Below are 25,931 nucleotides of genomic sequence, written 5' to 3'. Positions count from 1 at the left end.
CCCCGTGACCGATCAGAATTCCGCAGCGTCGAGCTCAGGTTTCCGCTCCCGCAAGCCGTTGAGAAGCAAAGGGGAGGATAAGCAACCAGCACCGTGGTATATCGAAATCCCGGTGGTGATGCTGATTACCTTTGCGTTGTTGTTTGTCCTGCATACGTTTATTGGTCGGTTGTATTTGATTCCGAGCCAGTCCATGGAGCCCACCTTGCACGGTTGCCCGGGGTGCACGGGGGATCGGATTTGGGTGGACAAGATTACCTACAATTTTAGCGATCCGGAGCCGGGCGATGTGCTCGTGTTTGTGGGCACCGAGTCGTGGAACAATAACTTCACCTCACAGCGTTCGGATAATACGATTGTTCGAGGATTGCAGACCTTGGGCTCGTATATTGGCGTTGTCGCACCGGACGAAAATACCTTGGTCAAGCGTGTGGTGGCCACCGGCGGGCAGACGGTGTCCTGCCAGGCGGGGGACGAGGGCATTAAGGTTGACGGGAAGGTGATTGACTCTTCCTACGTGTTGCAGCCGCCGGCGCACGCGGTGGATCCGCGCAACGGTTCGGAGGCATGCGGCGGCCCGTTTTTCGGCCCGATCACCGTGCCGGCCGATCACTTGTTCATGATGGGGGATAACCGGACGAATTCCGCGGATTCGCGGTACCACTTGGGTGATGAGTATCAGGGCACCATCCCCGTGTCCAACGTGGTGGGGAAGGTCCAGGCGATTGTGCTGCCGCCGAGCCGCATGGGCTTGGTGGACGACCCGAGCATTCAGCAATAGTGGCGGCGGTGCGGCGGCTGAAATACTTGCGCACCTACGAGGTGGCGTTGAGTAAGCGGGGGTTGGGGCCCGTTGCGGGTGTTGATGAGGCCGGGCGTGGCGCATGCGCGGGGCCGTTGACCGTCGCCGCCTGCGTGCTGCCGGATCGTCCGATCGCGGAGCTGGCCGCGCTTACCGATTCGAAGCAACTTTCGGCCGCGACGCGGGCACGGTTGGCGCCGCTGATTCAACGTTTCGCGCTGTCCTGGCACGTGCTGCACATCCCCGCACTGGATATCGACACCGCGGGTATCCAACGCGCCAATACCAGCGGCATGCGCCGCGCAGTCGCGCTTCTCGACGTCCAGCCGGGCTACGTGCTCACGGATGCGCTGCGGGTGTCTGGTTTTCCTTGCCCGTCGGTGCCGATGATCGGAGGGGATGCGGCCGCGCGGTGTGTTGCGGCGGCGAGCGTGTTGGCGAAACATGCTCGCGACGTGCTGATGGAAGCGTTGGATGTGGATTATCCTGAGTATGGTTTTGCTTCCCATAAGGGGTATGGCACGCGGGCGCATATGGACGCGGTGCGCCTCCACGGGGGCAGTCCAGAGCACCGCTACAGTTATGCGAATGTAGCCGCTGCGCATCAGGCGTGGCTCGGGTGTGACTTATGAACTCATAAGGTGTGAAAGGTGGATGCGATGAGCGCTGAAGATCTCGACAACTATGAAGCTGAGGTCGAGCTGTCACTCTATCGCGAATACCGCGACGTTGTGAGCCAGTTTTCCTACGTGGTGGAAACCGAACGTAGGTTTTATCTTGCCAATGCTGTTGAACTCATTCCGCACACCACCGGCGGGGACGTGTACTACGAGGTGCGGATGTCCGATGCGTGGGTGTGGGATATGTACCGTGCCGCCCGCTTCGTCCGCTACGTCCGCGTGATCACCTATAAGGACGTCAACATTGAAGAGCTGGACAAACCGGAGATGATCATTCCGGACTAGCCAGGCTCGGGCACGCTGCCCAAACTTTCCATGCTGCGTGCGGCAGGGGCGGCGTCGTCAAGGGTTGTGAGTGGTTGCGTTTCCCGGCCTGTGGAAAACCATGCGTTATCCACAGGAGCGTCGGTGCTTGTTGCGTGATCGCTGGGGAGACCGCCTGCGGGTGAGGTTGTGTGGGAGATGTACGAGCGTTCCCGAAGCACAAAAGGAAACCAACCATGGGGTCACGGCATTTGGCGGTCGGTGTGGCAGGCGAAGACGCCGCCGCGGAATTTTATACGCGAAACGGTTATCGCATCGTTGCACGCAACGTGCGCTATAGCTGCGGTGAGTTAGACTTGCTTGCCGTCGGCACGGACGGTGAACTCGTGGTCGTAGAGGTGAAGACGCGTTCGACGATGGCGTACGGCGGTGCGGAGGCTGTCACCCCGGCGAAACTCACGCGGATGCGCAAAGCCGCCGCCATGTGGTTGCTGAACTCCACTGACTTTTACACGGCCGTGCGTTTCGACGTCCTCGTAGTCCTGCGCACCCCCATCGGAACGCGTTTCGAACATTACGCAGGGGTGGACCATGGGGTTCGGTAATGCGCTGTCTGCGATGCTCACCGGCGTGCAAGCCCACATCGTCACTGTGGAAACCACCGTCGGCGCGGGCCTGCCCGGCATGCACATTGTGGGCCTAGCGGACGTGGCCATCGCGGAATCCCGCGAACGCATCCGCGCCGCCGTGGCACACGCCAGGCTGCCTTGGCCAAAAACGAAAATCGTGGTGAGCTTGTCGCCCGCCGGATTACGAAAATCTGGGTCGCATTTCGATCTGGCCATTGCCATGTCCGTGGTCGCGGCAGACATGCGCGATCCCGCGCTGCGTCAGCGCATGCGTGACACATTGTTTTTCGGGGAACTGGGTTTGGATGGCCGGTTGCGCGCAGTGGAAGGACTGCTGCCGGTGTTGCTCGCGGCGCGTGAAGCGCAGATCACTACCGTGATTATCCCGGAAGGCAACGCGGCGGAGGCGGCCCTCGTGGACTGCCCGCGTGTGCTGGTCGCCCGCAGTCTCGCCGAAGTGTTCGCCTGGGTGCAGGATATTGATGGTTTGCACCCACCCACCGCCGGACCTGCCGCGTCGCCCCAGCCGGTGCCCGATATGGCGGATGTGGCGGGTCAAACCGCAGCGAAACACGCGGTGGAGGTGGCGGCCGCCGGTGGGCACCACCTCATGATGCTGGGGCCGCCAGGGTCCGGAAAATCCATGCTCGCGGCGCGGCTTCCGGGAATCCTGCCACCGCTCGACGATGCGCAAGTTATTGCGGTCACCGCCGTACATTCCGTTGCGGGCAACGCCGTATCGCTGCCGGTGCGCCGCGCGCCGTTCGTGGCGCCGCACCACAGCGTCACCCGCGCCGCACTGCTTGGCGGCGGTGCTGGTAATCCGAAACCAGGTGCGGTGAGCTTGGCGCACCACGGCGTGCTCTTTTTAGACGAAGTGAGCGAAATCCCCGCCGGGGTGCTGGACTGCTTGCGCACGCCGCTTGAGGCTGGGTGCGTGCGCTTGGTTCGGTCGCGGCGCGACGTGTGTTTCCCCGCTCAATTTCAGCTTTTGCTGGCGGCCAACCCGTGCGGCTGTGGTGCCGAGCAACCACACCAATGCCGATGTTCCGCCACGCGCCGGATGCGCTACCTGAGCAACGTGTCGGGTCCGCTGCGGGACCGGTTGGATGTGTTCGTGCATACGCAGGCCACCGGTGCTGTATTGCGTGATAATGCCGAAGCTTCCGCAACCATTGCAGAACGCGTGGCGGCGGCGCGGGAGCGTGCACTTGCGCGTTTCGGCTGCGTGAACGGGCAGATGGGTTCGCATACGATCCGGCGGGATTATCCGGCCGATGACGATGCGATGGCGTTGTTGGCGGCGCACCTTCGGGTGGGGGACATCAGCCAGCGTGGGGTAGATCGCGCGTTAAAAGTCGCGTGGACGTTGTGCGACCTGCAGGCGGGCACGAGGCCGAACTTGGATCACGTTGCGCGAGCGTTGGAGTTTCGGGAGGGATTGTCGTTGGAGTACAGGGAGGGATAGTGATGAATCGACGTCAAGCGTGGGCGTATTTATCCCGCGTGGTGGAGGGCCCGAGCCGCCAGTTGCAAACACTGTTTAAGGCGGGACATGATGCCGAACGAATCGCCTACGCGATTCGCCACCGGGAGACTTGGATTGGGGAGTTGCTGCGGGAAACTGCCGCCCGCCACGATTGGGATCGTGCGGCGGCCGACCTAGCGGCATGCGCGGCGGCGGGCGGGCGCATGATCACCCCAGACGATGAGGAGTGGCCGCATGCTCGGCTCGACGAGTCCTTTGGGTTCGCCGAGACGGGTCGCAGCGAACACGTGCGCAGCTATCAGGCGGATGCGGTGCCGCCGCACGTGCTGTGGGTGCGCGGCCAGCGGCTCGACGGTGTGATCGAACGCTCCGTCGGGGTGGTGGGCACGCGCGCGATGAGTAGGTACGGGATGGAGGCCACCAAATTGCTGGTGCGCGGGCTGGCCCAACACCAATGGTGCGTGGTGTCCGGCGGCGCGCTTGGCGTTGATACTACGGTTCACGAAACCGCGTTGGAGTGCGGCGGGCCGACGGTGGTGATTCAGGCGTGCGGATTGGACCGAGTGTATCCGGCGCGCAATAAGCATCTGATCGATACGATCGCAGGGGTGGGCGCAGTGGTGACGGAATATCCGCCGGGCACCCCACCTGCGCGGCATCGATTCCTCACGCGTAATAGGTTGGTGGCGGCGCTCACCCAGGGCACTGTCATTGTGGAGGCCGCCTGGCGTTCCGGCGCGTTGAATACCTTAAGCTGGGCGGAGGGGTTGGGCAGGGTGGCGATGGCAGTGCCCGGCCCTATCACTGGAGCTGGTTCGCTGGGTTGCCATGAGCGCATTCGTACGGGGCGTGCCCAAATGGTTACCAGCGCCGATGAGGTGCGAAGCTTGCTGGAAGCTATCGGGGTGTTGGACGTGGGCGCGCAGTATGAACTCCAGTTCGCCGGGGATGCGATCGCCGGGCTGAGCCGCACTGAGTTGCGACTTTACGATGCGCTCGACGGTGTCCCCGCCGAAACGGCCGCAGTGGCTCGGGCCGCGGGTTTGCCGCTTAGTCTTGCGGTGCACGTTTTGGTGGACCTAGCCAAGCGAAATCTTGTGCAGCGGGTGGGAACGGGGTGGTGTCGGCCGGGCGGTGACCAGCGCAATTGCGCCTAAAACCTGCATCGAAGGAATTCTTTTGAGGTAACCCTTGCGAAACCGAATGGATCCATCTAAAGTTGGACAGGCAAGCCTAAGTTGCAGGGTGTAGGGATCGGGCTGGTTCCCTACAGTTCTCGCCAAAGGGCCTTGAATCCGTAGTGATTGAAGTTCCGGGCACTAGGGTTATGCATTATGGGTGAGTCAGATACGAGGGCGGTGGTGCCGGGCACGGCAGCGCCGCCCTCTGTAATGCTTGAGGCCGTCGCCGACTACTTGGACCACGCACTGCTCGTGGAAGGAAAATCGGCCGCCACAGTGCGCGCCTACCGCAGTGACCTGCACAGTTTGGTGGGTACCATGCACTCGTGGTCCGACGTCACGTTGAGTGCCCTGCGCGCTTGGCTGGCCACCGCCGTAGAGCAGGGGAAAACCCGTGCAACGTTGGCGCGACGCACCGCAGCAGCACGGGCATTTTGCGCGTGGGCGGTACGGCAAGGTCACCTACAAGCCAACCCAGCGGCACGGCTCGTATCCCCGCGAACTGGCCGCAGTCTTCCTCGAGTGTTGGAAGCTAACGACGCCGCTGCGCTCGTCGAACAGTCCACCGCCGCAGCCGGCCCCGAAGCGGCGCGGGATCGTGCCATGTTGGAAATGCTCTATGCCACCGGCATGCGCGTAGCGGAACTGGTGGGTTTGGACCCAACCGATGTGGACCTCAACCGCTGCACCGCTCGTGTGCTGGGGAAAGGGGACAAGCAGCGCATTGTGCCCTTTGGTGCCGAAGCTACGCAGGCACTACGGGAATGGTTGGCGGTGCGCGATAAGCTTGCCAAACCGCAGGAAACCGCACTCTTCGTCGGAGTTCGAGGCACGCGCATCAACCAGCGCCAAGTGCGCCGCGTGGTGGAGCGGGCAGCGCAAGCCAGCGGGGCGCGCGGCGTGACTCCGCACGGATTACGCCACGCCGCCGCCACTCATCTCCTAGACGGCGGGGCGGATTTACGGGTCGTGCAAGAAGTGCTCGGGCATTCCTCGCTGCAAACCACCCAGATATACACGCACGTCAGTGTAGATCGATTGACCGCGGCGTACCGGCAGGCCCATCCGCGGGCGTAGTAACCGGAATGCGGTTGGTAGCGGGCGTTATCAGACGGGTTTGAGGCGGATTGTGGGGGTGTCGAGCAGGCTGAGCGGGTTGAGGTAGGTGTCGCGGTCGGTGCGTGCGCCCCAGTGCAGGCCTGGGTCGTTGGCGGGTGGTGATCCAAGGATTCCAATGACCGTGCCTTCGTTTACGTGTTCGCCTTGGGCGACCCATGCGTGGACGGGTTGGTAGGTGGTGCGTATGCCATCGGGGTGGTCGATGGATACTACTGGGGTGCCGGCAACGTCACCCGCAAAGGCTACGATTCCGTCTTCGGCTGCGAGGATGGGTGTTCCGGGCGTTGCGGGTAGGTTGACGCCGCGGTGCCCAGGGAGCCATGGCTTGGGCGGCGGGTCGTATGCGCGAAGTATTGCGCTGGCGTGGGGTTGCCCGTCGGTGGGGTTGACGTACCCGACGAGGCAGGGCATCAGGAGTAGTGGTAGAAAGTAACGCATAGTTGTTACTTTTCGACGCCCTCCCTTTCCAGCGCTAGTGCGCCAAGCGCAGTGTGTGCGCGACTTGTGGAGTTTGGGGCGGGAGTGATGAATTGTGGCTCGGTTGTGGAATGTATTTCCGAGTGCGTTTGATTCCGTCGGGTTGGGGTGGGTAAAATCTTCCCTCAGCAGTGTGCTCTGCACGCTGACTACGCGCGCCTTTAGATATAAACGCACGTTTGCGCGGTCCCTAGAAGTATTGCTTTTTGGGGTGCTGCGTGCGGAAAAGGCGCTAGGGCGCAGGATAAAAACCTGCGTGTTTTTCAGATAACCGAAACTTCAATACTAGAAAGGGAGCACCCATGGCAGTTGTGACCATGCGCGAGCTTCTCGACGCCGGTGTTCACTTTGGGCACCAAACCCGCCGCTGGAACCCGAAGATGAAGCGCTTCATCTTCACCGACCGCAACGGCATCTACATCATTGACTTGCAGCAGACCCTGACCTACATCGACGAGGCGTTCGAGTTTGTCAAGGAGACCGTGGCTCACGGCGGCACCATCCTGTTCGTTGGCACCAAGAAGCAAGCCCAGGAGGCTGTGGCCACCGAAGCTGAGCGTGTTGGGATGCCGTATGTGAACCACCGTTGGTTGGGCGGCATGCTCACCAACTTCCAGACTGTGTCGAAGCGTCTGCACCGGATGAAGGAATTGCAGGCCATGGATGCGGCGGAGAATGGCTACGATGGCCGCACCAAGAAGGAAATCCTCATGCTGACCCGCGAGCGCACCAAGCTGGAGCGCGTGCTTGGCGGCATTGCGGAAATGAACAAGGTGCCTTCCGCCCTGTGGATCGTGGACACCAACAAGGAGCACATTGCTGTTTCTGAGGCCCACAAGCTCAACATTCCGGTGGTGGCTATCCTGGACACCAACTGTGATCCGGATGTGGTGCAGTACCCGATTCCGGGCAATGACGACGCGATTCGTTCCACCGCGCTGCTGTCCCGCGTGATTTCTACCGCCGTGGAAGAGGGCCGCAAGGCTCGCGCCGACCGGGAACTCGCTGCCGCGAAGGAAGCCGCTGGCGACGCCGAGAAGGTTGAGGTTGCCGCCAAGGTTGAGGCTACCGCCGAGGTTGCCGAGCAGGCTGCCGAATAATTCGCTCGTGGTTCACGAGTGAATCTTTTGCAAACCCTCACGCCGGCGCGCAGCTGGTTGTGGGGGTTTGATGAGCTAGTACCCAAAGTTTTTTCTTAAACTATCCAAGGAGGATCGCCCTAATATGGCGAACTACACCGCTGCAGACGTCAAGAAGCTCCGTGAAATCACCGGTTCCGGCATGATGGACTGCAAGAAGGCCCTTGCGGAAACCGACGGCGACTTCGAAAAGGCCATCGAAATCCTGCGCATTAAGGGCGCCAAGGACGTCGGTAAGCGCGCTGAGCGCACCGCCGCTGAAGGCCTGATCGCTGTGTCCGGCAACACCATGGTTGAAATCAACTCCGAAACGGACTTTGTGGCGAAGAACGCTGAGTTCAAGGAATTCGCCGCCAAGATCGCCGCCGCGGCCGCCGCCGTGAAGGCTAATTCCGTTGAAGAGCTTCACGCCGCTGAGGTTGACGGCAAGACTGCCGCAGAGGCTATTCAGGAACTGTCCGCCAAGATTGGCGAAAAGCTGGAGCTGCGCCGCGCCACCACTCTCGAGGGTGACAAGCTCGCCGTCTACCTGCACCACCGCGCTGCTGACCTGCCCCCAGGCGTTGGCGTGCTGGTTACCTACACCGGCGAAGGCGAAGCTGCTGAGCAGGCCGCCCACGCTGCCGCCATGCAGGTTGCTGCGATGAAGGCTCAGTACCTGAACCGCGAGGCTATCCCGGCTGACGTGATCGAAAAAGAACGCGCCACCCAGGAGAAGATTACCCGCGAGGAAGGCAAGCCGGAGGCTGCGATTGCCAAGATCGTGGAAGGCCGTATGAACGGTTTCTACAAGGATGTCTGCCTCGTTGAGCAGGCTTCCGTGACGGACAACAAGAAGACCGTCGAGCAGGTTATGAAGGAAGCTGGCGTTACCCTGACCGGCTTCGCGCGCTACGAAGTTGGCCAGCACAACTAGGCTGAAAGCGCTTTTCGACGCCCCGAGCACATCCGTTGCTTGGGGCGTTTTTCATGTCCTTGACACAGGCTGAGCAACAGACAATAATAGGTAACAGGTGTTGCGTAACAGGTGTTGCCTAACGATTGAGAGGAGGATGGACCCATGCCGCCCCGCGCGAAATTCACTAGAGAAGATATCGTCAACACCGCCTTGGAGCTCGTACGCGCCGATGGGATGAGCGGACTTTCCGCACGTGCGCTCGCTGCCAAACTCGGTAGCTCTGTGAAACCCATTTTCGGCATGTTTGAAAACATGGAAGCCCTGCAATTCGCAGTGCTTGAAGCTGCCAATGCGCGCTATCAAGAGCATTTGCAACGCGGCATGGAGGAAGGAATCTACCCACCGTATAAAGCCAGCGGCATGGCCTACATCGACTTTGCGAGGCAAGAATCCGAACTTTTCAAATTGCTGTTTATGCGGGATCGAAGTGGCGAAACGACGGTAGAAAACCGGGACGAAATACAACCCCAACTAGCGCTCATCCAACAAAATCTTGGGATCAGCGCAGATGATGCCTATCTGTTCCACATGCAAATGTGGATCTACGTTCACGGAATCGCCACCATGGTTGCCACCTCATTTTTGGATTGGGACAACGAATTCGTGAGCAAGGTGATTACCGATGCGTACCTCGGGTTGAAGTATCGCTACGTGGATGCTGCCGGCGAAACGACATGACAGGAAGGGATCATGGAAGCGATCAGGACGCATGGGTTAACAAAACAATATAAAAACCTCACTGTGGTCAACGATTTGGATTTGGTTGTACACGAAGGGGAATTGTTTTCGCTCCTTGGTGTCAACGGTGCCGGAAAGACAACGACCGTAAAAATGCTCTCGTGTGTCACTCGGGCGACCAGCGGCGACGCCTTCTTAGGCGGCCACAGTGTGAGAACCCAAGCCCAGCAAGTGAAAGGCATCATTGGTGTCTCGCCCCAAGAGACGGCAGTAGCCCCCATGCTCACAGTGCAGGAAAACCTTAAGTTCATCGGAAGTCTGTACGGGTTCCCCAAGGAGAAGCAAGCGCAACGGATTGCGGAACTCGCCGCGCAATTCGGCCTCGACAGCATGCTCGACCGCAAAGCCGGCAAGCTTTCCGGCGGTTGGCAGCGCCGCCTGAGCATCGCAATGGCGCTGATCAGCGAACCGGAGATCCTGTTCCTCGACGAACCCACACTGGGGTTGGACGTGCTCGCCCGAAATGACCTGTGGGACTATATCCGATCCCTGAAAGGCTCAATGACCATGGTGCTCACCACGCACTACATGGAAGAAGCAGAAGCATTGTCGGACCGTGTCGGAATCATGAAAGGCGGAAAGCTACTCGCACTGGGCACCGTAGATGAGATCAAAATCCAAGCAGGAACCACCGACTTCGAAGAAGCATTCGTAGCAATAGTGAGAGGGGCAGCGCAATGAAACTGTGGGCATTTTCTTCCCGCACTACCAAAGAAATCGTGCGGGATCCGCTCAATCTAGGGTTTGGGCTGGCATTCCCACTCGTGTTGCTTGTTCTGCTCACTGCGATACAGTCCAACATTCCCGTCAAGCTATTCGTGATTGAGGATCTCGCGCCGGGCATCACAATCTTCGGCCTGACCTTCATGACGTTGTTTTCCGCCACACTCATCGCGCGCGATAGGGAAAGCGCCTTCTTGCAGCGCCTTTATACGACGCCGCTGGGAGCCACCGATTTCATCCTCGGTTACGCACTGCCAATCGTGCCGATCGCCATGGTGCAAGGTTTGCTGTGTTATCTCGCGGCATTGCTGCTGCAACTGCCGTTGAGTATGAATATCGTGTACGCGGTGATTTCCATTGCGCCTGTGTCGCTGTTCTTTATCGCCCTTGGGTTGCTTTGCGGCAGCGTGCTCAATGTGAAGCAAGTTGGCGGTATTTGTGGCGCATTATTGACCAACCTTGCGGCATGGTTGTCTGGAATTTGGTTCGATTTGGATATCGTGGGTGGCGCATTCAAACAAGTTGCCTACATGTTGCCGTTTGTTCACGCGGTGGAGATTGAAAAAGGCCTGATTAGCGGCGACTACACGGATATGGGAATACATGCGATGTGGGTGGTGGGCTACGCACTCATCACGGTGATTATTGCAGTGTTTGTATTCCTCCGCCAAATGAAACGGCAATAGCGGCATTTGGGAAGAACGCAGCGCTATCGCGAGGAATATTGGTTGGCCCGAGCGCACGAAGATGTGTTGCTCGGGGCCGGTACAAACGCGGCGTTTAGCAACTCGGTATACAACCTCGGTGAAGCTTTGGTGCATGCGAGACCCGAGCTTGAGCATGGCGTGGAAGCTCATGAGGAATATGGGGAAACCGCAGGCATGCTTGGGCTTGGGCTTGGTGTCGTGGCGTTGGTGATCAGCCTTGCCGCCACGGTATATCTGGTGCTGGCCGGGCATTCGGGGGCGCAAGCGGTGTGGCAGCATTGATTTTTCAGGCCCTCAATCCTTCATTGCTGGTTTTTCAGCGAGGCTTGGCTGAACGCGTGGATTCCACGTTGCGGGAAAGTTAAGAATTCGGGTGCGGTAGGATGAGTGGCGGAATGTTCCGCGGCGTCGAGAAGCGGTGTCGCGGGGAACGCGAAACAAGCATAAGGAGCCCGCACGGTGACCGCACCTGACACACACAAGCGTCGAGCCTTCAAGCGAGTGATGTTGAAGTTGGGTGGTGAAATGTTCGGCGGGGGTAGCGTCGGTGTGGACCCCGACGTGGTGCAAAATGTGGCTCGGCAGATTGCGGACATTGCCACGAAGGGCACGGAAGTGTGTGTGGTGATTGGCGGCGGTAACTTTTTCCGCGGCGCGCAGCTCCAGCAACGCGGGATGGACCGCAACCGCTCGGACTACATGGGCATGCTCGGCACGGTGATGAATTGCCTGGCCTTGCAGGACTTTTTGGAGCAGCAGGGGGTGGATAGCCGCGTGCAAACCGCAATCAATATGGCGCAGGTTGCGGAGCCGTACTTGCCGTTGCGCGCCAAGCGTCACCTGGAGAAAGGCCGCGTGGTGATCTTCGGTGCAGGCATGGGCATGCCGTACTTTTCCACGGATACGACCGCAGCCCAGCGCGCTTTGGAGATTGATTGCGAGGTGCTGCTCATGGCGAAAGGCGTCGACGGGGTGTTTGACGACGACCCCCGCACCAACCCCAATGCCACAATGTTTACCGAAATTACGCACCGGGAAGTTATTGAGCGCGATTTAAAGGTTGCGGACGCGACGGCGTTTTCGCTGTGCATGGATAATGACATGCCGATTTTGGTGTTCAATCTGTTAACGGACGGCAATATTGCGCGCGCGGTTTCTGGGGAACACATCGGAACTCTCGTGCGTTCCTGATAGATTGACTAAGAACCTCAACAGCAAAGGAACGAAATGATCGACGAGGCACTATTCGAAGCCGAAGAGCGCATGACGCACAGCGTGGAGTACGCGCGGGAGGATTTGGTCACTATTCGCACTGGCCGCGCCAACCCTGCGATGTTTAACAATGTTATGGCGGAGTACTACGGCACTATGACGCCCATTAACCAAATGGCAACCATTTCCGTGCCGGAGCCGCGCATGCTGCTGATCAAACCTTATGAAATGTCTGTGATGCACGAGATCGAAAACGCGATCCGTAATTCCGATTTGGGCGTGAACCCCACCAATGATGGTCAAGTGCTGCGTGTGACCATCCCGCAGCTGACGGAGGAACGCCGCCGCGACATGGTGAAGCTGGCGAAGTCGAAGGGCGAGGACGCGAAGATCGCTATCCGGAATATTCGCCGCAAGGGGATGGAAGAGCTCAAGCGCATCCAGAAAGACGGCGAGGCCGGCGAGGATGAGGTCGTGGCAGCCGAGAAGGAATTGGATAAGACGACCCAAAAGTACGTCGCACAGGTAGACGAACTCGTAGCCAAAAAAGAAAAGGAGCTCATGGAGGTGTAACCAGGGCCAGCGTGCAGTGCCGCTGCTCGCGCCTTTCCTCGCGCCGCCGAACTTGTGAAACCTCAGGTGGCGGCACGGTTTTGCTGTGAAAATGCCAGGAGTGAAGTCCCATCGTGATCCAACGCCACCCCCACCTGCTGAAACCGAAGAATTCGGCGGGCCGTGATTTAAAATCCGCCATTACCGTTGGCGTGACGCTCGGCGGCATCGCATTAGCAGGTATTTTTGCCGGACCTGCGGGGTGGTACCCAGTGGTCGCGGTGGCGATGGCGTTGGCGACCTGGGAGGTGCACCGCCGGCTCAAAGAGCGTGGTTACGTCATCTCGCTGATGTTGCTGATCGTGGGTGGTCAGCTGACGGTGTGGCCCTCGTTGTTTTTCGGCATTACGGGGTTGATTGCGGGGTATGTGACCTCGGTGCTGATTCTGATGTTCGGTCGCCTGTTCCACCACGGCCGCCACAGCCCGCCCCAAAACTATGTGCGAGACGTTTCGATCGGCGTGTTTGTGCTGACCTGGATTCCGCTGTTCGGTGCGTTTGCGGCGATGTTGTCGCTGTTTAGCAGGGCGGATATTTCAGGGTCGCTGTTTATCATTACGTTTATGCTGTGCGTGATTGCCTCCGACGTGGGCGGTTATATCGCCGGCGTGTTGTTTGGCTCCCACCCGATGGCGCCCGCCGTCAGCCCCAAAAAATCCTGGGAGGGCTTTATTGGCTCGGTGGTGCTTGGCGCTGCCACCGGTACGCTCTGCGTCACGTTTTTGCTTGACGACGCCCCGCTCGTGGGCACCGCGCTCGGCGTCCTGCTGGTCGTCTGCGCGACCCTCGGTGATCTTGTCGAATCTCAGTTTAAACGCGAGTTGGGTATCAAGGACATGTCCCGCATGCTCCCCGGCCACGGCGGCATCATGGATCGCCTCGACGGCATGTTGCCCGCCGCCATGGTCACCTGGCTGATCTTAAGCTTTGTCAGCGTGTAACCAGCCTGGCGCCAAGTAGTGCTTAAGGGTTGCGTACCTGTCGGCGCAATTGCAACATGCGTACGCCGCCAACAAGCGCCATGATGAGCGCGCCGGTAATGGCCGCGAGCAAATAGCCCACCCCGGCCGGGAACGCGAATGACCATGCGAATAGGTTGAGTTGCGTTTCCTGTTGGTTTTGCAGAATAAAAATCAACAACAGGATCAGGAGCAACGCCCCAGCAATGAGGGCGATCCAAGTGCCACCGGCAAAAGAGCCGGTGACTTTCCGCTCTACCGGCTGTTTGGTTGTAGGTGGCGCAGTGTCCACCGGCACGAGCGCGGTGTCGGGGGCGTCAGTAGCGTGCGGCTCTGGAGTGTGCGCCTCTGGAGCGTGCGGCTGGGGATCGAATTGGGTGGTTTCGTATTCGCCGGTTTGCGGCAAATCAAAGTGATCTTCGTGCGGGGAATGTGTGTTTTTCATAACTCTATTCAACGTGGTTGTTGCCCGCGGTTCAACTTTTTGTGGGGGACGTGAAATGATGGTGCATTATGGCTGAGAATCTCCCTTTAGTGTTTACGGCGCCCAAGCGCGGCATGCCCCCGACGCATTTCGCTGATTTGGACGCGCAGCAGCGGATTTCGGCGCTTGCGGAACTGGGGTTGCCAAAATTCCGCGCCAATCAGATTGCGCGCCACTATTACGGCCGGCTGGAGGCGGATCCGACCACTATGACGGACTTGCCAGCGGCCGCCCGGGAGCAGGTCAAGCAAGCGCTGTTTCCGCCGCTGATGACCCCGCTGCGCGAGATTTCTTGCGATGACGGGGAGACCAGCAAAACCCTGTGGCAGCTGTACGACGGGACCCTGCTGGAATCCGTGCTCATGCGGTACCCGGATCGGGCAACGCTGTGTATTTCCTCGCAGGCGGGGTGCGGCATGGCCTGCCCGTTTTGCGCAACTGGCCAAGGTGGTCTGGATCGCAATCTGTCGATGGCGGAGATTGTGGACCAGGTGCGTGCGGCCGCTGCGACGATGCGGGACGAAGGGCGTAGATTATCGAACGTAGTGTTTATGGGCATGGGGGAGCCGCTGGCGAATTATCGTCGCGTCGTCGGAGCCGTCCGGCAAATTACTCAGCCCGCGCCTGACGGTTTCGGAATCTCCCAACGAAACGTCACCGTATCTACTGTTGGCCTCGCGCCTGCTATCCGACGCCTCGCCGATGAGGGGCTCTCAGTTACCCTTGCCGTGTCTCTGCACACCCCGGACGATGAGCTCCGTGACACCCTCGTACCCGTGAATAATCGGTGGTCGGTTGCGGAGGTCCTCGAGGCCGCACGCTACTACGCGGACACTACCGGGCGCCGCGTTTCCATCGAGTACGCCCTTATCCGCGACGTCAACGACCAAGATTGGCGCGCCGATATGCTCGGCGGCAAACTTCACGCCGCGCTTGGCTCCCTCGTGCACGTCAACCTTATTCCGCTTAACCCGACCCCCGGCTCGCAATGGGACGCGTCTCCGTTGCCACGCCAGCAGGAGTTCGTGCGCCGCGTCATTGCCCAAGGCGTGCCGTGTACCGTACGTGACACTCGGGGACAAGACATCGCTGCCGCCTGCGGGCAACTCGCAGCCGAAGCACGCTAACCAAGACACCGCCATTCCGTTTGACGCCGTCCGCCCAGAGTTTCGGTTGCGTGCGGACTTGGGTTTGTTGCTTCATCGTGCACGAGGAATGCACATGCGGTAGCGGGTGCAGGCAATGAAAAATCCCGCCAGCGTTAAGGGCGTGGCGGGATATTGGTTCGCTATGCGCGCGTTAACCTTCGATCACTTTGCGGTTTTTCACGGTGGAAGGTTCGATGTTTAAAGCCCGCAGCTGCGAGTCGGTCAGGTCTGCGTAGGGGCCCTGCAGCGTGTGCTGGAGGTGAGCCCAGTCGGGTTCCTGGTGCCCGACCGGCTTATTGCGGGCGGTCACGGTGCGCACCTGGCTGAGCTTCGGTTGAAAGAGCTGGATGAGCAGGCCGATGCTGATAAGCGCCGCCAAGGCAAGGAGCCACGCGGTTTCGACGTTTCCGCGGTGGTTGCCAAAGTTAAATGCGAGCAGGAAGAGCACGGAAACCCAGCCTGCGATCTGAATAGGCCCACGCCCAATGTCGTGCCAGCCCCATGCCGCCGACGGCTCATCGAGGGTGGACACGCCGTTGTGGACTTCGGGAACGGGGGTGTGATTGCCTGCCACGTTGTTCTCCTTTAAACACGCATAACTTATGGGCTATATCCTTGCATATTTTCCGTTTGGGGGCGATTCGAATCCCCCGGAAAGGAGCAATAATTCGGCTGATATGTGTGAAACATCACCCCAGGGAGGTGCGTCACACGACGCGGTGACGGTTTTCTTACAAGTGTTTGAGACAATGGGCCGCATGAAGCAGCGCGTTGTGGTCCTCGGGAGTACGGGTTCGATTGGCACGCAAGCCCTGGAGGTGATTGCTGATAATCCAGACCGGTTTCACCTCGTAGGGATCGCGGCGGGCGGCCGTCAACCGGACTTGGTCATTGCGCAGGCGCGGCAATTCGGGTTGCGTGCTGAGCAGGTAGCGGTGGTGGATCAGGCGAACCGTATTGGACGGGCGTTGGGGGGTGCCGTGATCTCGGGCGAGGATGCCGCGGCACGCCTGGTGGAGGCGGTGCCGGCGGACACCGTGTTGAACGCGCTGGTGGGTTCCTTGGGCCTGGGGGCGACATTGGCGGCGTTGGAGTCGGGGGCGACGTTAGCGTTGGCGAATAAAGAATCGTTGGTCGCGGGCGGCCAGTTGGTGTTGGATGCGGCGGCACCGGGCCAGCTGGTTCCGGTTGATTCGGAGCATTCGGCGATGGCGCAGTGTTTGCAGGCGGGCACCGCGACGGAGGTGCAACGCCTCGTGTTGACGGCTTCCGGGGGGCCGTTCCGGGGGTGGACACGTGCGCAGATGTGGGATGTGACGCCGGCGCAGGCTGCGGCGCATCCGACGTGGTCGATGGGACAGATGAATACGTTGAATTCGGCGACGTTGGTGAACAAGGGGTTGGAGCTGATTGAGGCGAGTTTGCTGTTTGGGATTCCCGCGGAGCGCATTGACGTGACGGTGCACCCGCAGTCGATCGTGCATTCCATGGTGACGTTTATCGACGGCTGCACCATTGCCCAGGCGTCGCCGCCGTCGATGAAGCTTCCCATTTCACTGGCGTTGGACTGGCCCCGCCGCGTGCCGGACGCGCAACCAGCACTTGACTTCACCGAAGCCTTCACCTGGGAGTTTGCCCCGGTTGACGACGTCGCGTTTCCTGCCGTGGCGTTAGCGCGCGACGTCGTGACGCGGGCCGGGACGTGGCCAGCGGTGTATAACGCGGCGAATGAGGAGGCTGCGGCGGCGTTTTTGGCCGGGCGGATTCGATTCCCGCAGATCGTGGATGTGGTGGCTGAGGTAGTAAGTGTCGCGGACGCGTTTGCTGGTGTACCCTCGGGGCTCGACGATGTGCTGGCCTGCGAGCGTGAAGCCCGGGCCCGCGCGCACGCAGTCTTGGAGGGATGTTCGTGAGCTACCTATTGGGTGTGGTGCTATTCGCCGTCGGCATTCTCGTAACGATCGGCTTGCACGAGTGGGGGCACTACCGTGCGGCGAAATCGACAGGGATGCTTGTACGGCGGTTCTTCGTGGGCTTCGGGCCGACGGTGTTTTCCTACACCCGCAACGGCACCGAGTACGGGCTCAAAGCGATCCCGCTCGGCGGGTTTTGCGATATCGCGGGCATGACGGCCCAGGATCCGGTGACGGAGGCAGAGCGTCCGTACGCGATGGTGCACAAGTCCGCTTGGCAGCGCGTGCTGGTGCTTTCCGGGGGCATTATCATGAACATCTTCGTGGCGTTTGTGCTGCTCTACACCGTTGCGGCGAGCTCCGGGCTCCCCAACCTCAACGCCGATTTCACCCCGACGGTCGGCACCACCCAATGCTTGGATGACGGGGAATGCCCAGCGATCGATGCGGGCGTTGAGGAGGGCGACCGGATTCTCAAGATCAACGGTGAGGAGATGCTTGCGTTTGTGCAGGTGCGCGACACGGTGCGTGCGCAGGCGGGGCAGACGATCGTCCTGACCGTGGAGCGCGACGGTGCCGAACGCGAAATCTCGGTGCCGGTGGCGAAATCAGGTGCGATTGGTGTGACCTCGGCGCCGATCAAGGACCCGATTAAGGTGTACGGTCCGCTCGAGGCGGTCCCGGCGACACTGCAATATTCCGGCTCGATGCTGCAGGCTACCGTGCAGGGGCTGGCGGCGTTTCCGGGGAAGCTTCCGGGAGTGGCGGCGTCGATAGTCGGCCAGGAGCGCGATAAGGAAGGGCCCGTGAGCGTGGTGGGCGCCTCGCGCGTGGGCGGGGAATTGGCGGAGCGCAGCCAGTGGGCGATGTTTTTGATGATGCTGGCGAGCCTGAATTTCTTCCTTGCGCTGTTTAACCTCGTGCCGTTGCCGCCGCTGGATGGCGGGCATATCGCGGTGGTCGCGTACGAAAAGGTTCGCGATGTTGTGCGGAAGCTGCGGGGGTTACAGCCCGGCGGCCCGGCGAATTACGACAAACTGATGCCGCTCACCATGGCGGTCAGCGCGTTGCTAGTTGGGGCGGGTGTGCTGGTGATTGTCGCGGACGTTGTCAATCCCGTTCGAGCGTTCGGCTGATAGCGTTCGGCTGATAGGATGAGTCGCGTCTCACCTCGGTAATTTTCAAGGAGTTTTCACTGTGTCCACCCCCATCGGCCTTGGCCTCCCCGAAGCCCCGCTGCCCACGTTGGCGCCGCGGCGAAAGACGCGGCAATTGATGGTTGGCAAGGTCGGCGTGGGGTCGGATCACCCCATTTCCGTGCAATCGATGACCACCACGAAGACCCACGACATTAACGCGACGTTGCAGCAGATTGCGCAGCTCACGGCGTCGGGTTGCGATATTGTGCGGGTGGCCTGCCCGAAGACGGTGGATGCGGAGGCGTTGCCGATCATCGCAAAGAAGTCGCCGATTCCGGTGATCGCGGACATCCACTTTCAACCGAAGTACATTTTCGCGGCTATCGACGCCGGCTGCGCCGCCGTCCGCGTCAACCCCGGCAACATCAAGGAATTCGACGGCCGAGTCAAAGAAGTGGCCAAAGCCGCCGGCGACGCGGGAATTCCCATTCGAATCGGCGTGAATGCCGGCTCGTTGGACAAGCGCCTGATGGCCAAGTATGGCAAGGCAACCCCGGAGGCGCTGGTGGAGTCCGCGCTGTGGGAGGCTTCCCTGTTTGAAGAACATGGGTTTGGGGATATTAAAATCTCGGTGAAGCACAACGACCCAGTGGTGATGGTGGAGGCGTACCGCCAGCTGGCCGCCCAATGCGACTATCCGCTGCACTTGGGCGTCACGGAGGCCGGCCCGGCGTTCCAAGGAACGATCAAGTCGGCGGTGGCGTTTGGCGCGTTGCTTTCGGAAGGCATCGGGGACACGATCCGTGTGTCACTCTCGGCGGATCCGAAGGAGGAGATCAAGGTCGGCGACCAGATTTTGCAGTCGCTGAACCTGCGCCCCCGCAAGTTGGAGATTGTGTCGTGCCCGTCGTGCGGCCGCGCCCAGGTGGATGTGTACACCTTGGCGGAAGAGGTCACCGCCGGGCTGGAGGGCATGGAGGTGCCCCTGCGCGTCGCGGTAATGGGGTGCGTGGTGAACGGTCCGGGGGAGGCCCGCGACGCGGATCTTGGCGTGGCTTCTGGCAACGGCAAAGGCCAGATTTTTGTCAAGGGCGAGGTGATTAAAACTGTGCCGGAATCCCAAATTGTGGAAACGCTCATCGAGGAAGCCATGCGCATTGCGGAAACCATGGGGGATTCCGCCCCGACCGGTGCGCCTGAGGTAAAAGTTACCCAGTAGCAGCGGTTTTGCTGCTGTGCGAGTTCGGTGTGTCCCCGGTGTGGCCCCACCGAACTTGCCCGGCGAGGTGTTAGCGTGGGCCCATGAATCGTGTGCTTGCCGTCCTCGCTGTGCTGGGTATTGTGGGGGCGTCCGCGTGCACGCCGAAACCGGATGCGGCGGATCCTGTGGTGGAGGAATTTTTGGCGGCGTTGTCGCGGGGGGACATGGAGATTGCCGCGTCGATGTCGGATCAGCCGGAAGTTGCCCGCGAAGTGTTGGCGGATTCCTGGTCGGGGATGCAGGCGGAAGGGCTTACCGCCACGATCGATCGTGTGCAGACGCGGGAGTCGGCGGCGACTGCGACGTATACTTTGGCGTGGGATTTGCCTAAGGACCGCACGTTTTCCTATACGGCGGAGATGACCTTGAGCCGCACGCAGGGGCAGTGGGCGGTACGCTGGCAACCCAGCATCCTGCATTCGAAGCTGGGTGCGAACCAGCATTTGGAGTTGCGTGCCATTCCCGCGGAGCGCGCCAGCGTGGTGAGTAGCGATGGCACCGAGATCCTCGCACCTGGCGTGGTGCACCGAGTGCTGCTGAACCCCACGGAGGCGGATAATGTTGCGGGTTCCGCGAAGCGGGTGGCGGAGGCGTTGCGGTCCGCCCACGCGCGCGATGAGTCGGTGCCGCAAGTGCGCGCCACGGAGCTGGAGGCGAAGCTTAAGGATATGAAGCAGCCGTACTCGGTGGCGGTGGTTAATGACGCTCAGGGCCGGATTATCGCTGATGAACTGCGCGGCGTGCCTGGCGTGGTGGTCAACGAGGAGGCGGCGATGGTGCGCACCAATCCGCATTTCGCCCCGGATATTATGGCCCGCGTGGAAAAGGTGGTGAATAAGGACTTGGAGGGGGCCAACGGGTGGCAGGTAGCAGCGGTGAACCCACATGGTGCGCTTATCGACGCCCTGGAGGTCCAAGCTCCGCAGCCCGCCCCCGCCGTGCGCATTTCCATCGACCATAACGTCCAGTTGGCGGCCCAGCAGGCGGTGGATATGCGCCAGGAAATGAAGGCGATGATGGTGGTGATTCGCCCGTCCACGGGCGAGATTTTGGCGGTCGCGCAAACCCAAAAGGCCGACGAGGATGGGGATGTTGCGCTGATGGGCCAGTACCCGCCGGGTTCGACGTTTAAGATGATCACCGCCGCCGCCGGAATTATGGACGAGGATCTTACGCCGGACAGCATCGTGCCGTGCCCGGGAACCATGGAGATTGGGCACCGCGTGGTGACCAATTACAACCAGTTTTCCCGCGGCAACGTGCCCATGGATACCGCGTTCGCCGCGTCCTGCAACACGAGTTTCGCGGATATTTCCTCCCGGTTGAAGCCCGGCCAATTGGAGCACGTGGCCAAGCAATTCGGTCTCGGCTTGGACTACGAAATCGAGGGCGTGAATACTATTACCGGCAACGTCCCCAACGGCGACGAGCTTGTGGACCGCGTCGAAGCCGGGTTTGGTCAGGGCAAGGACCTGGCAAGCCCGTTCGGCATGGCGCTGGTGGCCGCGACCGCAGCGCACGGTCAAACTCCCGTGCCCTATCTGGTGCCCGGCCACAAGACGAAGGTGAGCGAACAGGTGGACCCACCGTCGCCGGAGGCGGTTGCGGGCCTGCAACGTATGATGCGCTCCGTGGTGACCAGCGGCACCGCCCGGGGCATGGGCGCGGGCGGGGAGATTCGCGGCAAGACTGGCGAAGCGGAAATCGCCGACGGTTCGCACGCCTGGTTCGCCGGCTATCGTGACGACGTCGCGTTCGCAACCCTCATCGTGCTTGGCGGCGGCTCCGAATCCGCCGTGGCGATCACCGATAATTTCTTTAAAACCATGGACGCGGGCGCCCAGCCGCCCACGCCGTAACGGGCTTGGGTCACGGGTGCCGCGGCGCCCGAGTGGCTGTGTAGCAGCTAAGCTGTTGGCATGGCATGGTATGTGGTTTCGCTGGTGGCGGGGTGTGTGGGTGTGTTATTGGGCGCGGGGATTGCGGTATGGGCGTCGGTGAAAGTGTGCCGCGAACACCAGCTTGGCGGCGCCCGTGCTCGCCAACATCGCGCCGTGCGGGTGCTCGCCGATTTCCTTGCGCAAGAACGCCAGCGTATCGACACCGCGGACGTCGCCCCCACCAACGGTGACTACCGTTATATCGGTGCCGCCGGCATGCACCTGGCATACATCGCCACCCTGGAGGCGATTGACGCCGATGTGATCGACTCACTCGGCAAGGTGCAAACCAACCTTGCCGAGCTGCGAACGTACGCGTTCACCGAACCCTTATTAGACGCCACGATCGTGCTCCTGCACGGGGTTGTAGAGGAGACTGCCCATCGCGCCGCCGGACGCAAACCCGCCAGATATCTCGGTGCGCTCGTGACCTAACGTTTCGCCGCTTCGGTAATAATCCGCAGCCCATTAAGGGTGCGCGGGTAGCCAATCAGTGGCAATAGTTGCGTGACAGCCGTGATCATCGTCGCTCGACTATTTCCGACGTTCAAATTGGCGGTTACATGGGCGCGGATTTGGGAGTCACAATCGCCGAGCGCCACCAGCATCGACAGGGTGAGCAATTCCCGCATTGGGCGGTCGATGCCGGTTCGGCTGAACAAATCGCCGAACACATGGCCGGAAATATAAGTGAGGATGTGGTCCGCATCCGACGCCGTATTGTCCCTCAACGTCTGCAACGCCGCGTCACCCAAAATTGCCCGCTGCAACTTCTCACCCACCTCGTTGCGAGTCTCCGGCGTGGTGGTCGCCTGGCCCGGAAGCGGCAACTTCTCGTCGCGGCGCAACAACTCATTATTGGTCACGTGTAGGAAATCATAAACCCGGCCCATCCCCACATACGCGGAAGCCTGATACAAAATCTCCTTCACTTCCACTGGAGTCACCCCAACATTGAGGGCGGCTTCCAGCATCACCATATACATCCCCTCGGAACCTGAGGCAATGAGCGCGGCAAGCTGAACCATCAACCGTGAACGCGTATCCAGCTCCCTGGACTGTTCAATTAGTTCCCCGTACGCGAAATTCACATAGAACTCCGCTAATTCCGGGTCCAAGGTCTGGAAACGGGAACGCCGATGGTGGAACAGCGTCTCAAAATATTCTGCTGCTTGTTCATTGATAGCCATGTCCCCGAGCGTAGCGGCAAATCGCCTTGCCTGAAGCGCCTTTGGTGTGGGTTGCGACTTCGCCGTGGGCGTTTCGCCGTAAACACCCAGGCTGTTGGGGCGTGCGATGGCCTGGTAGGTACCATGTTGTGCATGGCTAACACTCGCGCCCGGCTGGTACCCGGAACCCCGACCCCTATTCGCTCAGTGCCTAAGCACATTGCCCGGCCCGAGTATGCGTGGAAGCCGACGGTGCGTGAGGCGATGGGGGAGCCACTTATCCAAACCCCCGAAACGATTGAAGCGATGCGCGAAGCGTGCCGGATTGCCGCGAACGCCTTGGTGGTTGCGGGTCGAGCTGTGGCGCCCGGGGTGACCACCGACGAGCTTGACCGTATCGCACACGAATACATGTGCGACCACGGGGCGTACCCTTCGACCTTGGGATACCGCGGATTCACCAAGAGCTGCTGTACGTCACTGAATGAAGTGGTGTGTCACGGCATCCCCGATACCACGGTGATTCAAGAGGGCGACATCGTCAATATTGATGTCACCGCCTTTAAAAACGGCGTCCACGGGGACACGAATGCGACGTTTTTGGCGGGCGAGGTTGCGGAAGAACACCGGCTGCTGGTGGAACGCACCAAGGAGGCTACGTTGCGTGCAATCCGGGCGGCGAAGCCAGGGCGCCAATTAAACGTGATCGGCCGTGTGATCGAATCTTATGCCAAGCGGTTCGGCTACAACGTGGTGCGCGATTTTACTGGTCATGGGGTGGGCCCGACGTTCCACAATGGGCTGGTGGTATTGCACTACGACAATGATGTGTATAACGACCTGCTGGAACCGGGCATGACGTTGACCATTGAACCGATGATCAATCTTGGCGAGCTGCCGTACGAGGTGTGGGAAGACGGTTGGACTGTGGTGAACAAGGACGGCAAGTTTACCGCCCAGTTTGAGCACACCATTGTGATCACCGAGGACGGTAATGAGATTCTCACCATTCCGGATGACGGTATGTAAATGGTTGCTGTGCTTATTGCCGGCACCACGTCGGACGCCGGTAAATCTGTCATTGTGGCGGGATTGTGTCGCGCCCTCTACCGTCGCGGGATTCGTGTCGCGCCGTTTAAGGCGCAGAATATGTCCAATAATTCCGCGGTGTGTCCGGATGGTGGTGAGATTGGGCGGGCGCAGGCGTTGCAAGCGGCGGCGTGTGGGCTGGAACCAAGCGTGGATTTCAACCCGATTTTGCTCAAACCGGGTTCCGACCGTACGTCTCAGCTCGTGGTTCGGGGACGGGCGCAAGGGCACGTCAGCGCACGCTCCTATGTGGAACATCGCACCTACTTGCGCAAAGTAGCGGCGGCGAGTTTGCGCGACCTAGAGTCCCGCTTCGAGATGGTGATCTGTGAAGGAGCTGGCTCGCCGGCTGAGATTAACCTGCGGGCGACGGACGTGGCGAATTTTGGGCTCGCCCAGGAGTGCGATTTGCCGGTGTATCTTGTCGGGGACATTGACCGCGGCGGGGTATTGGCTCACTTGTTCGGAACACACCAGATAGTTTCGGAAGCTGATCGGGCGCGCATTCGAGGGTTTGTGATAAACAAGTTCCGCGGCGATCAAAGCATTCTCGACCCTGGTTTACGCGAACTCGAGGAGCGAACTGGCGTTCCAACCGTGGCTGTATTGCCGTACTTGGACGGGTTGTGGGTGGATGCGGAAGACTCGTTGCAATCGCAGGTGGGTGCGAGCGTTGGTCCGCACACCCCGGCGTTGGGGTCGCAGCGGTTGCGGGTTGCCGCTATCCGCTTGCCGCGCGTGTCCAATGCCACGGATGTGGAGGCGTTGGCCTGCGAACCCGGCGTAACTGTGACGTGGACTACGGACCCGGATGCTGTTGCGGAGGCAGATTTGGTCGTGTTGCCGGGTTCGAAAGCCACCGTCGCCGATCTCGCGTGGTTGCGGCAGACTGCGCTTGCCGACGCCGTGGCAACCCGCACCAAACCCACTCTCGGCATCTGCGGTGGCTATCAAATGCTCTGTCGAACAATCACAGATCCTGTCGAATCGAATTCGGCGGGCCCAGTGCCTGGCTTAGGCATTTTTGACGCTGCCATCCAATTCCACCCTGAAAAAACCCTTCGCCGGTACGACAATGGGGCGTATGAAATCCATCATGGCCGCGTGCTCGCCAACGCTGAAGCCCCGTGGATTGATGACGAAGGCGCAGCGAAAGGACCGTTTCGGGGGACGCACCGGCACGGGCACCTCGAGGATGACGAGACGCGGCGTGAGTTCTTGCGCTGGGTGGCCGCGGCCTGCCACAAGCCAGGGTTTGTGTTAAGCCCTGATGCGTCGTTCCGTGGTGAACGGGACCGGCAGCTGGATTTGATTGCGGACATGTTGGAAACCCATTGGGACCTGGATAGCTTTCTCGAGCAATTGCGCTAACTCGCGGCCGGGGTGGTTGTGGGGGATCGGTACGTAAATCCCGCAAGCGCCCCGCACAGTGCGGCGGCGATGTAAGCCCAGGCGAGCAGTGCTGGCGGAGCGTACCAGGCTGAATCTGTGACCGGGGTGACGGCCACATACACCGCGTACAGCATGGTGGGTGCGAGGGTGAGGCAGGCGGCCGTCGCAAAGCGGGCGGCGAGGGAGCTTGGTGCGTGGTGTATTCGAACGATCGAAAATATGCATGCCACGATGGTGGCCAAGGAAACCGCTACAACGGCGACGCGGACAGTCACGGTATCCGGGCCGATGGCGAGGTAACCAGTGGCGGCAGGTCCCGCAACACACGGAAGAATGTTCGACACCCAGGATGTGGGGAATTGGCCGAGGCCGCCGACGAAGCAGGCGCTGGCGGCCAGCGGCATGCCGTACAGTGTGCCCACCAACGCCGCCCCGGACAGGTAGTCCACGTGGGTGACGCGGGCGAGGAAACTCATGGCGCCCACGGCGAGCACCGTGACTCCACCGCATGCCGCAAGCCCTTCGAAAACGGTGAGTGCGCGGCCTTTGCGGAGTTGGGCGAGCGCGGAACCGGCGCCAAGCACCACCCCAAACGCCGCGAGCACGGCGTAGAGCCAGCTGGAACGGGTGAATTCGATGCCTAGCGTTGCCAGCAAAATCGCCACGGCCGTGCCGATGCTTGCCGTGGCGGTAGGAACGTTACGCAT

Annotated in this window: 29 protein-coding genes; 24 read left to right on the top strand and 5 right to left on the bottom strand. The window is 60.6% G+C overall.

Annotated features, from left to right (window positions below):
- Positions 1-4: 4 nt before the first annotated feature.
- From lepB to Q4D83_RS00825, 7 genes are all read left to right on the top strand, one after another.
- The gene (gene lepB / locus Q4D83_RS00855) at positions 5-781 is read left to right on the top strand and encodes a signal peptidase I (protein WP_303172143.1); all 777 of its coding nucleotides are present in this window, start codon (positions 5-7) and stop codon (positions 779-781) included.
- On the top strand, positions 781-1,434 hold the full coding sequence (locus tag Q4D83_RS00850) for a ribonuclease HII (RefSeq protein ID WP_303172142.1): 654 nt from the start codon (positions 781-783) through the stop codon (positions 1,432-1,434). Before lepB ends, Q4D83_RS00850 begins: the two co-directional genes overlap by 1 nt.
- 27 nt (positions 1,435-1,461) lie before the next feature.
- Positions 1,462-1,767 (top strand): DUF2469 domain-containing protein, encoded by a 306-nt coding sequence (locus Q4D83_RS00845; protein WP_303172141.1) that lies wholly within the window; start codon positions 1,462-1,464, stop codon positions 1,765-1,767.
- Positions 1,768-1,982: 215 nt separating this feature from the next.
- Positions 1,983-2,351, top strand: a complete 369-nt coding sequence (locus Q4D83_RS00840; RefSeq protein ID WP_303172140.1) for a YraN family protein — start codon at positions 1,983-1,985, stop codon at positions 2,349-2,351.
- The gene (locus Q4D83_RS00835) at positions 2,338-3,843 is read left to right on the top strand and encodes a YifB family Mg chelatase-like AAA ATPase (RefSeq protein WP_303172139.1); all 1,506 of its coding nucleotides are present in this window, start codon (positions 2,338-2,340) and stop codon (positions 3,841-3,843) included. Before Q4D83_RS00840 ends, Q4D83_RS00835 begins: the two co-directional genes overlap by 14 nt.
- A 2-nt stretch (positions 3,844-3,845) precedes the next feature.
- Complete coding sequence (gene dprA, locus Q4D83_RS00830) at positions 3,846-5,021, top strand: DNA-processing protein DprA (RefSeq protein WP_303172138.1); 1,176 nt, start codon at positions 3,846-3,848, stop codon at positions 5,019-5,021.
- 177 nt (positions 5,022-5,198) lie between these two features.
- A complete protein-coding gene (locus Q4D83_RS00825; RefSeq protein ID WP_303172137.1) occupies positions 5,199-6,122 on the top strand; it encodes a tyrosine recombinase XerC in 924 nt (307 codons plus the stop codon).
- A 30-nt stretch (positions 6,123-6,152) separates the two neighbouring features.
- On the opposite strand, the gene Q4D83_RS00820 is transcribed toward Q4D83_RS00825, so the two are convergent.
- Positions 6,153-6,575 carry a M23 family metallopeptidase gene (locus Q4D83_RS00820; RefSeq protein ID WP_303172851.1) on the bottom strand — a complete coding sequence of 141 codons (423 nt, stop codon included), beginning with the start codon at positions 6,573-6,575 and terminating at the stop codon, positions 6,153-6,155.
- A 368-nt stretch (positions 6,576-6,943) separates the two neighbouring features.
- On the opposite strand from Q4D83_RS00820, the gene rpsB reads away from it, so the two are divergent.
- From rpsB to Q4D83_RS00775, 9 genes are all read left to right on the top strand, one after another.
- The gene (gene rpsB, locus Q4D83_RS00815; RefSeq protein ID WP_303172135.1) at positions 6,944-7,741 is read left to right on the top strand and encodes a 30S ribosomal protein S2; all 798 of its coding nucleotides are present in this window, start codon (positions 6,944-6,946) and stop codon (positions 7,739-7,741) included.
- Positions 7,742-7,865: 124 nt separating this feature from the next.
- A complete protein-coding gene (gene tsf / locus Q4D83_RS00810; RefSeq protein ID WP_303172134.1) occupies positions 7,866-8,696 on the top strand; it encodes a translation elongation factor Ts in 831 nt (276 codons plus the stop codon).
- 144 nt (positions 8,697-8,840) lie between these two features.
- Positions 8,841-9,416, top strand: a complete 576-nt coding sequence (locus tag Q4D83_RS00805) for a TetR/AcrR family transcriptional regulator (RefSeq protein WP_303172133.1) — start codon at positions 8,841-8,843, stop codon at positions 9,414-9,416.
- A 12-nt stretch (positions 9,417-9,428) separates the two neighbouring features.
- A complete protein-coding gene (locus tag Q4D83_RS00800) occupies positions 9,429-10,157 on the top strand; it encodes an ABC transporter ATP-binding protein (protein ID WP_303172131.1) in 729 nt (242 codons plus the stop codon).
- Positions 10,154-10,885: an ABC transporter permease gene (locus Q4D83_RS00795; protein ID WP_303172130.1), complete on the top strand. Its 732-nt coding sequence runs from the start codon at positions 10,154-10,156 to the stop codon at positions 10,883-10,885. Before Q4D83_RS00800 ends, Q4D83_RS00795 begins: the two co-directional genes overlap by 4 nt.
- A 42-nt stretch (positions 10,886-10,927) precedes the next feature.
- A complete protein-coding gene (locus Q4D83_RS00790) occupies positions 10,928-11,188 on the top strand; it encodes a hypothetical protein (RefSeq protein WP_303172128.1) in 261 nt (86 codons plus the stop codon).
- Positions 11,189-11,410: 222 nt separating this feature from the next.
- Positions 11,411-12,097 (top strand): UMP kinase, encoded by a 687-nt coding sequence (pyrH, locus tag Q4D83_RS00785; RefSeq protein ID WP_303172849.1) that lies wholly within the window; start codon positions 11,411-11,413, stop codon positions 12,095-12,097.
- A gap of 36 nt (positions 12,098-12,133) precedes the next feature.
- On the top strand, positions 12,134-12,691 hold the full coding sequence (gene frr, locus Q4D83_RS00780) for a ribosome recycling factor (RefSeq protein ID WP_303172127.1): 558 nt from the start codon (positions 12,134-12,136) through the stop codon (positions 12,689-12,691).
- Positions 12,692-12,804: 113 nt separating this feature from the next.
- Positions 12,805-13,671, top strand: coding sequence for a phosphatidate cytidylyltransferase (locus Q4D83_RS00775; protein WP_303172125.1), 867 nt, complete (start codon positions 12,805-12,807; stop codon positions 13,669-13,671).
- Between the two features lie 22 nt (positions 13,672-13,693).
- Here Q4D83_RS00775 and Q4D83_RS00770 read toward each other — a convergent pair whose 3' ends face one another.
- Positions 13,694-14,134, bottom strand: a complete 441-nt coding sequence (locus Q4D83_RS00770; RefSeq protein ID WP_303172124.1) for a lipopolysaccharide assembly LapA domain-containing protein — start codon at positions 14,132-14,134, stop codon at positions 13,694-13,696.
- A gap of 68 nt (positions 14,135-14,202) precedes the next feature.
- Between Q4D83_RS00770 and rlmN the strand changes: the two genes are divergently transcribed.
- Positions 14,203-15,300 (top strand): 23S rRNA (adenine(2503)-C(2))-methyltransferase RlmN, encoded by a 1,098-nt coding sequence (gene rlmN / locus Q4D83_RS00765; RefSeq protein WP_303172121.1) that lies wholly within the window; start codon positions 14,203-14,205, stop codon positions 15,298-15,300.
- Positions 15,301-15,472: 172 nt separating this feature from the next.
- Here rlmN and Q4D83_RS00760 read toward each other — a convergent pair whose 3' ends face one another.
- Positions 15,473-15,895 carry a DUF2631 domain-containing protein gene (locus Q4D83_RS00760; protein WP_303172119.1) on the bottom strand — a complete coding sequence of 141 codons (423 nt, stop codon included), beginning with the start codon at positions 15,893-15,895 and terminating at the stop codon, positions 15,473-15,475.
- 175 nt (positions 15,896-16,070) lie between these two features.
- Here Q4D83_RS00760 and dxr point away from each other — a divergent pair, with 175 nt between their 5' ends.
- From dxr to Q4D83_RS00735, 5 genes are all read left to right on the top strand, one after another.
- A complete protein-coding gene (dxr, locus tag Q4D83_RS00755) occupies positions 16,071-17,234 on the top strand; it encodes a 1-deoxy-D-xylulose-5-phosphate reductoisomerase (protein WP_303172117.1) in 1,164 nt (387 codons plus the stop codon).
- On the top strand, positions 17,231-18,370 hold the full coding sequence (locus tag Q4D83_RS00750) for an RIP metalloprotease (protein WP_303172115.1): 1,140 nt from the start codon (positions 17,231-17,233) through the stop codon (positions 18,368-18,370). Before dxr ends, Q4D83_RS00750 begins: the two co-directional genes overlap by 4 nt.
- Positions 18,371-18,431: 61 nt before the next feature.
- Positions 18,432-19,592 carry a flavodoxin-dependent (E)-4-hydroxy-3-methylbut-2-enyl-diphosphate synthase gene (gene ispG, locus Q4D83_RS00745; protein ID WP_303172114.1) on the top strand — a complete coding sequence of 387 codons (1,161 nt, stop codon included), beginning with the start codon at positions 18,432-18,434 and terminating at the stop codon, positions 19,590-19,592.
- An 83-nt stretch (positions 19,593-19,675) separates the two neighbouring features.
- Positions 19,676-21,493, top strand: a complete 1,818-nt coding sequence (locus Q4D83_RS00740) for a penicillin-binding transpeptidase domain-containing protein (protein ID WP_303172113.1) — start codon at positions 19,676-19,678, stop codon at positions 21,491-21,493.
- Positions 21,494-21,553: 60 nt separating this feature from the next.
- Positions 21,554-22,009 (top strand): hypothetical protein, encoded by a 456-nt coding sequence (locus Q4D83_RS00735; RefSeq protein WP_303172112.1) that lies wholly within the window; start codon positions 21,554-21,556, stop codon positions 22,007-22,009.
- Here the strand turns inward: Q4D83_RS00735 and Q4D83_RS00730 are convergent.
- Positions 22,006-22,764, bottom strand: a complete 759-nt coding sequence (locus Q4D83_RS00730) for a carboxymuconolactone decarboxylase family protein (RefSeq protein ID WP_303172111.1) — start codon at positions 22,762-22,764, stop codon at positions 22,006-22,008. The two genes, Q4D83_RS00735 and Q4D83_RS00730, sit on opposite strands and share 4 nt — an antisense overlap.
- A gap of 132 nt (positions 22,765-22,896) precedes the next feature.
- On the opposite strand from Q4D83_RS00730, the gene map reads away from it, so the two are divergent.
- A complete protein-coding gene (gene map / locus Q4D83_RS00725; RefSeq protein ID WP_303172110.1) occupies positions 22,897-23,772 on the top strand; it encodes a type I methionyl aminopeptidase in 876 nt (291 codons plus the stop codon).
- Positions 23,773-25,203, top strand: a complete 1,431-nt coding sequence (locus Q4D83_RS00720) for a cobyric acid synthase (RefSeq protein WP_303172109.1) — start codon at positions 23,773-23,775, stop codon at positions 25,201-25,203.
- Here Q4D83_RS00720 and Q4D83_RS00715 read toward each other — a convergent pair.
- Entirely contained in the window at positions 25,200-25,931 is a 732-nt protein-coding gene (locus tag Q4D83_RS00715) for a hypothetical protein (RefSeq protein WP_303172107.1), read from the bottom strand. The genes Q4D83_RS00720 and Q4D83_RS00715 overlap by 4 nt on opposite strands.

Source organism: Corynebacterium sp. (assembly GCF_030532715.1).
Lineage (GTDB): Bacteria > Actinomycetota > Actinomycetes > Mycobacteriales > Mycobacteriaceae > Corynebacterium.
The sequence above is the reverse complement of the archived record's forward strand: the minus strand, read 5'-3'. Positions and strand labels throughout refer to the sequence as shown.